The 13,214-nt window shown below is 63.9% G+C and carries 13 protein-coding genes and 1 other RNA gene; 7 read left to right on the forward strand and 7 right to left on the reverse strand.

The features are described from left to right. Positions 1–30: 30 nt before the first annotated feature. Positions 31–1,704 (reverse strand): dihydroxy-acid dehydratase, encoded by a 1,674-nt coding sequence (gene ilvD, locus D0B32_RS20760; RefSeq protein ID WP_117336149.1) that lies wholly within the window; start codon positions 1,702–1,704, stop codon positions 31–33. 205 nt (positions 1,705–1,909) lie between these two features. Here ilvD and D0B32_RS20765 point away from each other — a divergent pair, with 205 nt between their 5' ends. Continuing rightward, complete coding sequence (locus D0B32_RS20765; RefSeq protein ID WP_117336150.1) at positions 1,910–2,902, forward strand: LysR family transcriptional regulator; 993 nt, start codon at positions 1,910–1,912, stop codon at positions 2,900–2,902. Positions 2,903–3,034: 132 nt separating this feature from the next. Next, a complete protein-coding gene (gene lgt / locus D0B32_RS20770) occupies positions 3,035–3,946 on the forward strand; it encodes a prolipoprotein diacylglyceryl transferase (RefSeq protein WP_117336151.1) in 912 nt (303 codons plus the stop codon). Positions 3,947–4,196: 250 nt separating this feature from the next. On the opposite strand, the gene D0B32_RS20775 is transcribed toward lgt, so the two are convergent. The 5 genes from D0B32_RS20775 to D0B32_RS20795 all read right to left on the reverse strand — a co-directional run bounded on the left by D0B32_RS20775 (position 4,197) and on the right by D0B32_RS20795 (position 6,878). Further along, positions 4,197–4,928 carry an SIMPL domain-containing protein gene (locus D0B32_RS20775; protein WP_117336152.1) on the reverse strand — a complete coding sequence of 244 codons (732 nt, stop codon included), beginning with the start codon at positions 4,926–4,928 and terminating at the stop codon, positions 4,197–4,199. Positions 4,929–5,314: 386 nt separating this feature from the next. Further along, the gene (locus tag D0B32_RS20780) at positions 5,315–5,773 is read right to left on the reverse strand and encodes an EVE domain-containing protein (protein WP_117336153.1); all 459 of its coding nucleotides are present in this window, start codon (positions 5,771–5,773) and stop codon (positions 5,315–5,317) included. A 111-nt stretch (positions 5,774–5,884) separates the two neighbouring features. Next, positions 5,885–6,066: non-coding RNA, 6S RNA (ssrS, locus tag D0B32_RS20785), on the reverse strand. Between the two features lie 111 nt (positions 6,067–6,177). Further along, entirely contained in the window at positions 6,178–6,492 is a 315-nt protein-coding gene (locus D0B32_RS20790; protein ID WP_117336154.1) for a cell division protein ZapA, read from the reverse strand. Continuing rightward, positions 6,489–6,878 carry an ATPase gene (locus D0B32_RS20795; protein WP_117336155.1) on the reverse strand — a complete coding sequence of 130 codons (390 nt, stop codon included), beginning with the start codon at positions 6,876–6,878 and terminating at the stop codon, positions 6,489–6,491. The genes D0B32_RS20790 and D0B32_RS20795 overlap by 4 nt, the downstream gene beginning before the upstream one ends. Positions 6,879–7,824: 946 nt before the next feature. Between D0B32_RS20795 and D0B32_RS20800 the strand changes: the two genes are divergently transcribed. The 5 genes from D0B32_RS20800 to cobC all read left to right on the forward strand — a co-directional run bounded on the left by D0B32_RS20800 (position 7,825) and on the right by cobC (position 12,257). Next, positions 7,825–8,868 (forward strand): iron ABC transporter permease, encoded by a 1,044-nt coding sequence (locus tag D0B32_RS20800; protein ID WP_117336156.1) that lies wholly within the window; start codon positions 7,825–7,827, stop codon positions 8,866–8,868. Further along, positions 8,865–9,716, forward strand: a complete 852-nt coding sequence (locus D0B32_RS20805) for an ABC transporter ATP-binding protein (RefSeq protein ID WP_404935569.1) — start codon at positions 8,865–8,867, stop codon at positions 9,714–9,716. The genes D0B32_RS20800 and D0B32_RS20805 overlap by 4 nt, the downstream gene beginning before the upstream one ends. Before the next feature lie 67 nt (positions 9,717–9,783). Continuing rightward, positions 9,784–10,845: a nicotinate-nucleotide--dimethylbenzimidazole phosphoribosyltransferase gene (gene cobT, locus D0B32_RS20810; protein ID WP_117336158.1), complete on the forward strand. Its 1,062-nt coding sequence runs from the start codon at positions 9,784–9,786 to the stop codon at positions 10,843–10,845. A gap of 78 nt (positions 10,846–10,923) precedes the next feature. Further along, positions 10,924–11,682: an adenosylcobinamide-GDP ribazoletransferase gene (locus D0B32_RS20815; protein WP_117336159.1), complete on the forward strand. Its 759-nt coding sequence runs from the start codon at positions 10,924–10,926 to the stop codon at positions 11,680–11,682. Then, positions 11,667–12,257, forward strand: coding sequence for an alpha-ribazole phosphatase (cobC, locus tag D0B32_RS20820; protein ID WP_117336160.1), 591 nt, complete (start codon positions 11,667–11,669; stop codon positions 12,255–12,257). The genes D0B32_RS20815 and cobC overlap by 16 nt, the downstream gene beginning before the upstream one ends. Positions 12,258–12,278: 21 nt before the next feature. Here the strand turns inward: cobC and D0B32_RS20825 are convergent, their stop codons facing one another. Next, positions 12,279–13,208, reverse strand: coding sequence for a cobalamin-binding protein (locus D0B32_RS20825; protein WP_117336161.1), 930 nt, complete (start codon positions 13,206–13,208; stop codon positions 12,279–12,281). Positions 13,209–13,214: the final 6 nt, after the last annotated feature.

Consider the following 13,214-nt stretch of genomic DNA (forward strand, 5'->3'; position numbering starts at 1 on the left):
GCCGGCAGTTTCATAGTCACGCGGCGCGCTTCATCCGGTCACTGCCCCCTTGTTGGCGGGCTGCGCCAGCGCCGAATACTTGGCCAGCACGCCGCGCGTGTAACGCGGCGCCGGTGGTTGCCAGGTGGCGCGGCGGCGTTGCAGTTCGGCATCGTCGATATTCAGTTGCAGTAGCAGCTTGTGCGCGTCGATGGTGATCGAATCGCCTTCTTCCACGAAGGCAATCGCGCCGCCCACGAACGCCTCGGGCGCGACGTGTCCCACCACCATGCCCCATGTACCGCCGGAGAACCGGCCATCGGTGATGAGCCCGACGCTCTCGCCGAGCCCCTTGCCGATGATTGCCGAAGTCGGTGCCAGCATCTCCGGCATGCCGGGGCCGCCCTTGGGGCCGAGGTAGCGCAGCACGACCACATCGCCGGCCTTGATCTTGTCGGCGAGAATCGCTTCCAGCGCGCTTTGCTCGTCGTCGAACACGCGGGCGGGCCCCGTGATGACCGGATTCTTCAAGCCGGTGATCTTGGCCACTGCGCCGTCCTCCGCCAGATTGCCCTTCAGAATGGCCAGATGGCCCTCGGCATAGAGGGCCTTGTCGATCGGAAAGATCACCTGTTGATCGCTGCGTGGCTTGCCTGGCACATCCTTGAGTTCTTCGGCGAGCGTCTTGCCGGTGATGGTGATGCAGTCGCCATGCAGCAGACCCGCATCGAGCAGGATTTTCATGACCTGCGGGATGCCGCCGGCCTTGTGCAGATCCGTCGCCACGTATTGGCCCGATGGTTTCAGGTTGCACAGCACCGGCACCTTCTTGCGCATGCGTTCGAAGTCCTCGATGGACCACGGCACTTCCGCCGCGTACGCGATGGCCAGATAGTGCAGCACCGCGTTGGTCGAACCGCCGGTTGCCATGATGACGGCCACGGCGTTTTCGATCGACTTCTTCGTGATGATGTCGCGCGGTTTCAGATCCCGCTTGACGGCCTCGACCAGCACGCGCGCCGACTCGGCCGCCGAGTCGACTTTCTCCTGGTCCGGGTTGGCCATCGTCGATGAATACAACAGCGACATGCCGAGCGCCTCGAACGACGAGCTCATGGTGTTGGCGGTGTACATGCCGCCGCATGAGCCGGTCGACGGACACGCGTTGCGCTCGACGCCTTCGAAGTCTTCCTGCGACATCCGCCCGGCCGTGAATTCGCCGACCGCTTCGAACGACGACACGATGGTCAGATCGACGCCTTTCCAGTGACCCGGCCGGATGGTGCCGCCATACACGTAGATGCCCGGCACGTTCATGCGCGCGAGGCCGATCATGCCGCCCGGCATGTTCTTGTCGCAGCCGCCGATCACGACGACGCCGTCCATCCACTGGCCCTGCACGCAGGTCTCGATGCAGTCGGCGATCACCTCGCGCGATACCAGCGAGTACTTCATGCCTTCGGTGCCCATCGACATCCCGTCGGAGATGGTCGGCGTGCCGAAGATCTGCGGATTCGCGTCGGCGCCCTTGATGGCGGCCACGGCTGCGTCGGCCAGACGTTGCAGGCCCGCGTTGCACGGCGTGATGGTCGAGTGGCCGTTGGCGATGCCGATCATCGGCTTGTCGAAGTCGTCCTTCTCGTAGCCGAGGGCGTAAAACATCGAACGGTTCGGCGAGCGTGCAACGCCTTCGGTAATGTTCTTCGAGCGACGGTTGTAGGGCATGGGGCACTCCATCTAGGTTTGTTTTGCTGGGCTTGGCTGAGTTCGGCCGGGCTCGGCTCGCTCACCGTGGAGCGCAGAGGCCGAGGCCGGGCCCAATTCAGTGTAGTTCTGATGGGCGACCGGAGCGCGGCGTTTGTCGATGGTTTCTCGAAGCGAGCGCCCAAGGTATTATTGGCCGCTGATTAGGTCGAAGAAGATATCGTCGATGCAGCCTGCCGCCCCCGATCTGCGCCAGTTGCGCTATTTCGTGACCGTCGCCGAAGAAAAGCACTTCGGACGGGCAGCCGCGCGCCTTGCGATGACGCAGCCACCGCTTTCGCAGGCCATCCGTGCGCTGGAAGAGACCCTCGGCGTGACGCTGTTCGCCCGCACCAAGCGTTCCGTGGAATTGACGCAGGTGGGCGCGGACCTGCTGCCCGAAGTGCAGCGCCTGCTGGCAAGCGCGGAAGCGCTGCGTCCCTTGGCCCAGAGCCTGGCGCGCGGGGAGGCGGGGGTGCTGTCGCTGGCCTTCGTTTCGACCGCCGACTACGGCCTGCTGCCCTTGTTGCTGCGCGAGTATGGCATCGGTCATCCGCGCGTGCGGCTGCAACTGACTGAGGCGACCAGCGACGTGCAACTCGACGAACTGGTGGCGGGCCGCATCGACGCCGGGCTCGTCATCGCGCCGCTGCCGCCGCGACACGCGGCGCAGTTGTCGTGGCTGTCCATCGCGCGTGAACCGCTCGTGATCGCCATGTCTTCGGAGATGGCCTCGCGCCTCGAAGGCCGTGGCGCGTCGACCGTCGCCGAGTGGCGCGATACGCCGCTCAGTCTGCGCGACGTGGCCGATGCGCCGCTGGTGATTTTCCCGCGCCGTCTCGCGCCTGGCTTTTATGACATCATTATGGATTGCTATGGCGTCGCCGGCCTCACGCCGCGCATTGGGCAAGAGGCCATCCAGATGCAGACCATCGTGAGCCTGGTGTCGGCGGGCATGGGTGTCGCGCTGGTGCCGCAATCGCTGCGTAACCTGCGGCGCACGGGAGTGGTGTACCGGCCGCTGCGCGAATCGGTGCCGGCCGTCGAGACGGGTCTCGTGTGGCGCACGGCGCAGGTGAGTCCGGTGCTGGCCGGCTTCATCGACGTGGTGCGGGCGCATGCGGCCAGCGTCGAAACGCAGGCCGCGTTGCTGGCCAAGCCATCGGCGCATGCTGACTGAATGAAAGCTGGAGGGCTTACACTGCGGCTCTTTGCGCTTTCACTACATGGCATGGTGGACGCCTCGCGGGCTGCCTGGCCGCTGGCCTTGATACAAACCGTTTTCTGAACCTGAACTGCCCATAACAACACGATGCACATTCATCCCAACTTCGACCCGATCGCGATTCATCTGGGGCCTCTCGCCGTCCGCTGGTACGGCCTGATGTACCTGGTGGGCTTCATTCTGGCGATCGTCGTCGGCCGTCTGCGCCTGCGGCTGCCCTACGTGGCTGCGCAAGGCTGGACTGCCAAGGACATCGACGACATGCTGTTTTACGGCGTGCTCGGCACGATCTTCGGCGGCCGTCTCGGCTACGTGCTGTTCTACAAGGCAGACTACTATTTCGCGCATCCGCTCGACATCTTCAAGGTGTGGGAAGGCGGCATGTCGTTTCACGGTGGCTTCCTCGGCGTGACGCTGGCGATGGTGCTGTTCGCGTATCAGCGCAAACGCTCGTGGCTGCAGGTCACCGATTTCGTTGCGCCGATGGTGCCCACCGGGCTTGCGGCGGGCCGGCTTGGCAACTTCATCAACGGCGAGTTGTGGGGCCGCGTGACCGATCCGAATGCGCCGTGGGCGATGATGTTTCCGGGCGCTTCGAACGACGACGCGATCTGGCTGACCCGGCACCCGGATCTGGCAGCGAAGTGGCATCTGAACGAAATCTTCGCGCAGTACCACATGCTGCCGCGCCACCCGTCGGAGCTGTACGAGATCGCGCTGGAAGGCATCACGCTGTTTTTCGTGCTGTGGTTCTTCTCGCGCAAGCCGCGTCCGATGGGCGCGATTTCCGCGGTATTCCTGATCGGCTACGGGCTGGCCCGCTTCACGGTGGAATTCGCGCGCGAGCCGGACGACTTCCTGGGCTTGCTGGCGATGGGTCTCTCGATGGGCCAATGGCTGTCGCTGCCGATGATCATCGCAGGCGTGTGGATGCTCGTGTGGGCTTACCGGCGCAAGGCGCGTGAAGAGGTGGGGAATAAGGCGGTGAGGGCGAGTTGAGGTAGTAGAGAACTCGCGCTATAGTTTGAGCGTGCCTCGCAAGAGGTTCCTCCGAGACTTCTTCCGCTCCGGCGTCGAAGAAGCCAGGGCGGCAATACGGCGATGACAAGCCTGCCGTCGCTGCGAAAGGGCGCTTCGGCGCCCTTTGTCCTTTCTATGCTCTGCTTTTCACGCATGCCGGATTTCAAAGTGCATGCCGTGGCGTTTCTACTGCAGGCGCGAAACAACGCGCCCGCATGGCCCCTTCAACTCACTTCATCTGCACCGAGCCCGACACCGTGACCGTCACCGTCGAGGTCCCCGCTTCGAGCGGCAGCGGCGCGGCCGCCTTGGCATCGGCGCCCATTGCGCGGGCGCTCATCATCATCATGGGGCGCGGCATCACACCGTTCTGCCCGACGTTCACTTCGCGAATCGAATAACCGCTGTAGCCAAATGCCTGCGCGGCGGAGCCGGCCTGTTGACGGAACGAGGCAATCGCGTCGCCGGTCAGTTTCTGCTCAGCCGCGCGCTGTGCTTCCGGCGACAGCGAAAACTGCACGTTGCCAACCTGCATGTTCGACGCCATCTGCCCGGCCAGTTTCGACGCCGCAGCGAAATCATGCGATTCGAGTACCACTTCCGTGCGGCCACGCCATGCCGAGATGCGCCCATCGCGATCGGTGGACGGTGCAATGGAGAACGAACCGGTGCGGGCAGTCACGCCGCTCACGCCCTTTGCCTGGCGAAGCGCGGCATCCGCGCGCTGGTTCAGTGACGTAGTCAGGACGGACGGATCGCTCGCTTCCTGCTCGTAGAACAGCGTGATGTTGACGACGTCCTGTGGCACCTCGGCGCTGGCTTGCGCATTCAGCGACAACACACCCGCAGGCTGCGCCTGCACGACGGCCTGCGCACGCGCGGCGGAGGGTACGAGCGTCAGCGCGAGCGGGGCGGCGATGGCCACGGCGAGCGCGATGGCACGTACGTTTTTCTGGTTCATTGCTTGACTCCTTGCTTCAACAGATCAGGCACGATGCCTTGGGGCGAAACCGTGCAAAACGGCGGCCCGTGCAAAGATCGGGCCCGCGCATTTCGCGCCGGATTAGGCACGTGGCTGAGTGGCTTGGTTCCCCAATGCCACCTGGCAGATGCGGCGGCGCGGTGTCACGCAAGCGGCACATGGGGCAAAGCGGGGGCAAAGCGGGGCCAACGCGGGGCTAATGCGGCGGCGCGGTGTCACGCAAGCGGCACATGGGGCAAAGCGGGGGCAAAGCGGGGCCAACGCGGGGCTAATGCGGCGCCAACCCGCGTCGCCGCTATGGCAAACCGATTGGCAACCTCAAGCGGCGGCAGTATCGAGCCCGCCACGACAGCGGGTTCACAACCTCAAACCAGCCGCTTCGTGATGAAGCGCCATTCGGCTTCGGTCACGGGCGTGATCGACAGGCGGTTGCCTTTGGCGAGCACCCGCATGTCCGCCAGTTCACTGTGCTCACGCAATGCGGCGAGCGGAATCAATGACACTTTCTTTTTAAACTCGACGTCGACCAGCAACCAGCGCGGTGTTTCCTGCGTCGATTTCGGATCGTAGTACGGGCTCTTCGGATCGAATTGGGTCGGGTCGGGATAGGCGCTCGAGGCCACCTCCGCGAGTCCCGCAATGCCGGGTTCGGGGCAGCTCGAGTGATAAAACAGCACCCCGTCCCCCACTTTCATCGTGTCGCGCATGAAATTGCGCGCCTGATAGTTGCGCACACCGGTCCACGGCAAAACGTGGCGCGGTGCGTTGGCGAGGTCGTCGATGCTTGCTTCGTCCGGTTCGGACTTCATTAGCCAGTAGCGCATGAATCGAAATGAACGTGAGTTGAACAAATCGGGTTGAACACCCCGACACCAGTCAAAAAACCGGCGCCCCAAAGAAAAACGGCACCGGACACAAGTCCGATGCCGTTAGATAAGGTCCCCGCCTTAGCCGCTAGGCCGGCATCCTGAACCGGAGGTTCAGAATTGGTCGCAGTTAGCAGCACTTCGGGTACATCAGACAGAGTGACGCGCACACCCGTGCTACAAATTTCCGCAACCGTGCACATGGCATTGGTTCAAGGAATATATGACCTTGGCGAACCAGGCAGGGAAGCTAAACCGATTGAACTCAAACGTTTGCTGGGACTGGTTGAAGTCCGCTCATGCAACAGGTTTGAATTCGCGGTTGACCGTGCGGCCAACCGAAGCATGCACTTTAAACCTTTTTACTGAATGCTGTACTGCTGGATGACAGTACCGAGCTGTTCGTTCATCTGATGCATTGTACGCCGGATTTCCTCGGCGGGAAACGCTTCTCCATGACGGACGCTGGCTTGCAGCTTAAGCAGTTCCGATGCCAGCGAGAGCGCAGCCATGACAGCAATGCGATCGAGGCCACGTACGTTGCTGTTCGAGCGGATCTTCGACATCTCGGCGTCCACCCGTGCCACCGCTTCGAGCAGCGCAGCTTCGGTTTCAGGCGAGCAGGCAAGACGATAGGGCTGGCCGAGAATCGATACTTCGATCTGCTTGGTGGTCATGCATTTTCTCCGTGGCGGGTGACTTCGCTATCGGCTTGCTCGGCGTGCTGTGCATGCGAGCCCGAGCCATGCTCCGAATCGTGCTCGGCTGAGAGCAGGTCGAGCTGGTTATCCGGCTCACTATGAGCACGCGCACGCGGCAGTTTTTCGAGGATCGCGTTCAGGCGCACCTGGGCGTCGTCGATCTTGGCGGACAACGCGTCACGCTCTGCTTGCAGCGCGTCGCGTTCCTCACGCATCTGGGCAAGCTCTGCGCGCGTTGCCTCGGATTCCGCGCGCACGCCGGCGAGCTGCGCTTCGAGCGCCTGACGCGCTTCATTGTGGCGCTGGCTGATCGCGATCAGCTTGCCGATATTTTGTGAAAGTGTTTCGAGTTCGGTGAGCATGTGCTGCGTCCTCTAAAGACATCGCATTTTAGCGCGGAATATCGCAGGTTCCGACAATTGTCTCGTTTCGAGACGTAACAGCATCGCTTTATGCAGACTTCCGTTGGCCGAAATCGCAGGGACGTTACCCCGATTCGTGCGCGACGAGTCCTGGTAACGGTCTGCCGGTGTTTTGCCGACGGTCTGCATCATCAGTACCAAAACAGGAATCTCGCGCCACGCAAGAAAGCTGTTTTGCCCCTTTCTTGACGGTCTGTGTGGCCACTCATAAACTTGCGACACTTTAATATCCACACACGAATATCTCTTTCGTGTGGAGTTAAGACGGCAGATTAGCCCGCGTGCAAAGTTCAACTATAAAGCCGCGAGTGTGCCATTCCACGCGGCCGGTGGGAAGGCAGAATATGGCCTCACGAGAATGAATCCAGAGATGAACGGGGAGCCGGGCGCGGGTCTGCTACACACGAAGCGCGTGCACGGAACATGCCTGACGGTGATGCGGTCATCACGCAAAGGTTTGCGTGAGTCATATCGTGCGCAAACGGGTCATCCGCGCAGGACGTTCCCTCTGATGTTTAGCGTTTGATGCATCATGCGCACTGTTGCGCCCGTCCACGCGGATTCCATTCAGCGTGTGGCCGATCCGTGTGTCCACGTTGCAGCTGCAAGCCGGTTATTCGACGCATGAGCGGCGCACGAGCGGTGAGACGCGAGGGACGTGGCCAGGGCATCGTGACATTGCATGTGCATCGACGCGTCACGAAAGCGTGCTAGCTGAGCGCGGCAATTCCATATCTCTTCGACACTCTTCGACAAGGACCATGAGTTCGCCTGCACGTATCTCACGCCATGTGGTTGTAATGATCGCACGCGCTGCAACTCATGCAGCCATGCCGGACGACATGGACCGCGATGGCAACGCTACCGCGGCCACGGAGCCGCGTCGATGAACCGCCTCTCCCTGCGCACCCTGCCCGTGATGCACGCGAGGCGCGCTGCCGTGATCTGGTGCGTGCTCGCCGTATTGGCGCTGGTCGTGCTGATGGCCTCGCTCGCGCTCGGCAGTGTGTCGCTCACACCGTCGCATGTGCTCACGGCACTGTTGCCGTCGCACGCCGTGCCGGGTGCGCAGAGCGACCTAGCCGGCGAGATCGTGCGCACGCTGCGTTTGCCGCGCGCGTTGGCTGGCTTCGCCTGCGGCGCGTTGCTCGCAGTGGCGGGCGCGTTGTTGCAGGTGCTGTTGCGCAACCCGCTGGCTGAACCGTATGTGCTCGGCGTGTCCGGCGGCGCGGCCAGCTTCGCGCTGCTGGCGATGATCGTGGGCTGTGCATGGTGGCTCGTCGATGCGAGCGCGCTGGCGGGTGCGTTCGTCTCGATCCTGCTTGTGCTGGGTCTTGCGCGCCGCGAGTTGTGGCGGGGTGAGCCGCAGGACACGTCGCCACGTTTGTTGCTGACGGGCGCCGTGATCGCGGCAGGGTGGGGTGCGCTGATCACGCTGTTACTGACGCTCGCGCCCGATGACCGGCTGCGTGGCATGCTGTTCTGGCTGACGGGCGATCTCAGCGCGAGCGGCACGCCAGCTCTCGCGCTCGTCTCGCTCGTCGTCGTGCTCGTGGCCATCGTACCGGCCGCGCCGCAACTCAACGTGCTGTTGCGCGGCGATGCGGCGGCGCAGTCGCTGGGGGTGCCAGTCGTGCGTTTGCGTCTGCGTGTCTATCTGATTGCGTCGGTGGCTGCGGCGGCTGCCGTGACCACCGGCGGAACCATTGGCTTCGTCGGTCTCGTGGTGCCGCACACATTGCGGCTCGCGTTCGGCAACGATCAACGGATGCTGTTGCCTGCTGCCGCGCTCGGCGGCGGGACCGCGGTGATGGGTGCGGACCTGATCGCCCGCACCGTGATCGCGCCGGCGCAATTGCCGGTGGGCGTGATTACCGCGCTGATCGGCGTGCCGCTGTTTCTATGGATGCTGCTGCGCAGGTCACGATGACGACACGCCCCATGACCAACTCGTCGCCCAATGCACAGGCCACGCTCAGCGCGCAGCGCATCACGTTGCGCGCCGGCACGCGTACCTTGCTCGCGAGCTTCACGCACACCTTCTATCCCGGCGAGGTATGGTGCATCGCCGGTCCAAACGGCGCGGGCAAGACGACACTGATTTCCGCGCTGGCGGGTCTGCTGCAACCCGCTGAGGGACATGTGGAGCTCGACGGTACGCGGCTCGCTGGCTGGTCGCCGGTCGCGCTGGCGCGGCGCCGCGCCTTGATGCCGCAAAGCGCGCATGATGCGTTCAGCACGAGCGTACTCGAGATGGTCATGCTGAACCGCTTTCCGCATCTCACGGGGTGGGGTTGGGAGCGTCCCGAAGACCGCGCCGCTGCGCACGCCGCGCTCGATCTGCTCGATTTACGCGGCTTCGCCTCACGCGATGTGCTGTCGCTGTCGGGCGGCGAGCGGCAGCGCGTCGCGCTGGCCGCCGCGTTCTGTCAGGATGCGCCATTGCTGCTGCTCGACGAGCCGCTCACGCATCTGGACTTGCGTCACCAGATAGACTGCCTCGAAGCACTCAGTGCCTGGGCCAGGGAGCCGAGGCGTACAGTGGTGTTTTCGTGCCATGACCTGAATCTCGCGCGCCGTTTCGCAACGCATGCGCTGCTGCTCGACGGTGCGGGAATGGCCTATGCCGGTCCGGCACGCGAGGTGCTCACGCCCGCGCTCGCCAGCCGCGCTTTCGGCTATCCGCTGATGCTGTTGCAGGACGGCGACCACGAAGCGCTGGTGCCGGCGCCGCGTCCGCACGGCAACACGCGCGGTGACGCGGGGCCGGTTGCGTGACACACGCGCCTGCATGCCGCGGTTCCGCGAACGAACACTCAAAACCTAGTCTTTAATCCGACCGCCCATGACTTCATCAACCGCCTTGCCCGTTGTCGAGCCGCTCGATCAAACGCTGCGCGCCACGCTGCAACATCTCATTGATACGAAAACCAAGCCGCCTGGCAGCCTTGGCCAGCTCGAAAGCATCGCACGTCAGATGGGGCTGATCCAGCGCACCACGCATCCCACCGTCACGCGTCCGGTCATGCTCGTGTTCGCGGGTGATCATGGCATCGCGGCAGAAGGCGTGAGCCCGTATCCGCAGGCCGTCACCGCGCAGATGGTGCTGAACTTCCTGGCCGGTGGCGCAGCGATCAATGCCTTGAGCCGGGTGGCGGGCGCGACGCTCGAAGTGATCAACGCCGGCGTGGCCTCGCCCTTGCCGCATGCCGAAGGTCTCGTGGATATTCCTGTCGCCGCGGGTACTCGCAACTTCGCACACGAGCCTGCGATGAGCCGCGAACAGGCGCTCCTTGCGATGCACGCCGGCGCCGAGCGCGTGCGGCATCACGCGGCGCTCGGCACCAACGTGATCGGCTTCGGCGAGATGGGCATCGCCAATACTTCAGCGGCAGCGTGTCTGATGAGCCGTCTTTGTGGCGTACCCATTGATGATTGCGTTGGGCGCGGCACCGGGCTCGACGACGCGGGCCTCGTAAAGAAGCGCGACGTGTTGGCCGCGGCGTTGGCGCGGCATGCATCGAGCACCGAAGCCGCGGATGCAATCAACGTACTGGCCACCTTCGGCGGCTTCGAAATCGCAATGATGGCGGGGGCGTATCTCGCGGCCGCCGAAGCACGCATGACGATTCTGGTGGACGGGTTCATCGCAACCTCCGCGCTGCTCGTGGCCGACGCGCTCGCACCCAATGTGCGCGAGTATTGTGTGTTTGCGCATGCATCGAATGAAGCGGGGCATCGGCGCATGCTCGATCATTTCGGCGCAACGCCGCTGCTTGCGCTCGACATGCGGCTCGGCGAGGGCACGGGCGCGGCACTCGCCATTCCGTTGTTGCGCGCGGCGGTCGCGTTCGTGAACGAGATGGCGAGTTTCGAATCGGCCGGCGTGGCCGATCGCGATGCTTGATGCTTGATGCGAATACACAATGCGCACGATGCCCACGATGCAGACACCTGATCGCCGCTTGACGCTCACCGTCCCGACATGAACCCGCGCGCCGAACTCCGTTACTTTTTCACGGCGCTGGGTTACTTCACGCGCGTGCCGGTGCCGCGCTGGGTCGGTTACGAGCCGCATTATCTGAACGCGGCGGCGCGCTATTTCCCGCTCGTCGGTCTATTGGTCGGGGGATTGGCGGCGCTCGTCTATCTCGCCGCGCTGCACGTGTTTCCGCATGGCGTCTCGGTGATCCTCTCGATGACGGCGACGCTGCTGCTCACGGGTGCCTTCCATGAAGACGGTCTTGCGGATTGCTGCGATGCGTTCGGTGGCGCATATTCGCGCGCCGACGTGTTGCGGATCATGCATGATTCGCGCATCGGTGCTTTTGGCGCCATCGCGTTGGTGATCGCGCTGGCGTTGAAGTGGCAAACGCTCGCAGCGTTGCCGCCTGATCGGGCCGCAGGTCTGATGATTGCCGCACACGCCGCGAGCCGCGCGTTTGCGATCAGCTACCTCGCCACGCTCGACTATGTTCGTCCCGAGGGCAAGGCCAAACCCGTCGCGCAGCGGCTGAGTGGCGCGCCGTTTGCGTGGGCTGCAGTATTCGGTCTGCCCGCGTTGTTCTGGCCGGACTGGCGCTTCGGCTGCGTGGCGCTCGTCATGCTTCTGGTGCTGCGCCTGCTGCTCGGCCGGTATTTCGTCAGACGCATTGGCGGCTACACCGGCGACTGTCTCGGCTTTGCGCAGCAGATCTTCGAACTGGCCATTTATCTGGCGGGGCTCGCATGGATATCGTCCTGATTCGTCACCCAGCAGTCGCGGTCGACGCCGGCGTGTGTTACGGACACAGCGATGTGCCGCTCGTCGACGACCCCGAAGCTTCCGCCGCCACGCTCGCGATGCGGCTCGCCACCTTGCAGGTGCCGCCGCCGCGCGTGTTGCTGTCGAGTCCTCTGACACGCTGTGCGACCGTGGCCACCGCGATGGCGAACGACTTCGGCTGTCCGCTGAGTATTGATGACAGTCTGAAGGAAATGAATTTCGGCGCGTGGGAGCAGCAGCGTTGGGAGGACGTCGATCCTGCGCTGATCGACGACTGGGCCGCCGACTTTCAGCACGCGCGCACGCACGGCGGCGAAAGCGTCGCGCAGTTCGTCTCGCGCGTGGAGACGTGGCTCGATGCGTTTGCGCAGACCCGTGAGCTGTCGCCTGCCTATGTGGTCACGCATGCCGGCGTGATTCGCGTGATCGCGTCGCTGGTGCTGAACGTGCCGGTGGATCGCGCCTTGCATTGGTCGCTGGATATGGGCGCCGTCGTATGGCTGCGGCGTCACGATGAGTCGCAGCAATGGTCGCTGGTGCGCTGGAACGTGTGAACGCGTGACGATTCCGCGTCGTTACGGTTGACCCGCCGGCCGGCGTGAACGCGCCACCTCCAGATCTTCGCAGAGTCGCGCCGCGCCTTGCGCGAGACGCGGCGTGGGCCGGTCGATCAGATCGCCGTCGATGGCGAACAGGTTGTTGCGCGTCACTGCCTTGAGGCTCGGCCACGCGCGCCAGTTATCCAGTTGCGGCAACGGCGTATCCGGCTTCGTCGCCCCCTGGGCGGAGGTGACGATCGCTTCGGGATTCGCCGCCAGCACCGCTTCCGTGGAGACCGTCGGCACCAGCGGCTGAAGCTGCGCGAACACGTTGCGGCCGCCGCATAGCGTGATGACGTCGCTCACCATATGCGTGCCGTTGAGCGTCATCAACGGCCGATCCCATACCTGATAAAACACGCTCACAGGCGGCCGGTTTGCGTACTGAGCGCGCAGCTTTTCGATGTCTCGCCGGTAGGCGGCAGCCGCTGCGTCCGCCGTGACCGATGTGCCGAGCAACGTACCGAGCTTCGTCAGCGTGACGGCCACATCGTCGAGGCGATGCGGCTCGCTATAAAACGTGGGGATGTGCAGGTCGCGCAGACGTTCGAGTTCGGCCTGCGCGTTGCCATGCCGCCAGACGACGATCAGATCGGGTTTGAGCGCGGCGATGCGTTCGAGGTCGAGTGCCGTGTTGTCGCCTACGCGCGGAACCTGTCTGGCCTCGGGTGGGTAGTCGCTGTATGACACGGCGCCGACCACACGGCTGCCGCCGCCCGCCGCGTAGATCAGCTCGGTGACGTGCGGCGCGAGGCTGATGACGCGTTGCGCCGGCGCCGCGAGCGTGACGGGTGCGCCGCTGTCGTCGGTGACGGTGAGTGCGGCGTGCGCCTGCGATGCCAACACGAACGTGGAGGCGATGAACAGAACGCAGAGCAGCCGGGTGGAACGGATGGGTCGAATCATCTGGAA

The sequence above is a fragment of the Paraburkholderia sp. DHOC27 genome (genome assembly GCF_003429005.1).
GTDB lineage: Bacteria > Pseudomonadota > Gammaproteobacteria > Burkholderiales > Burkholderiaceae > Paraburkholderia.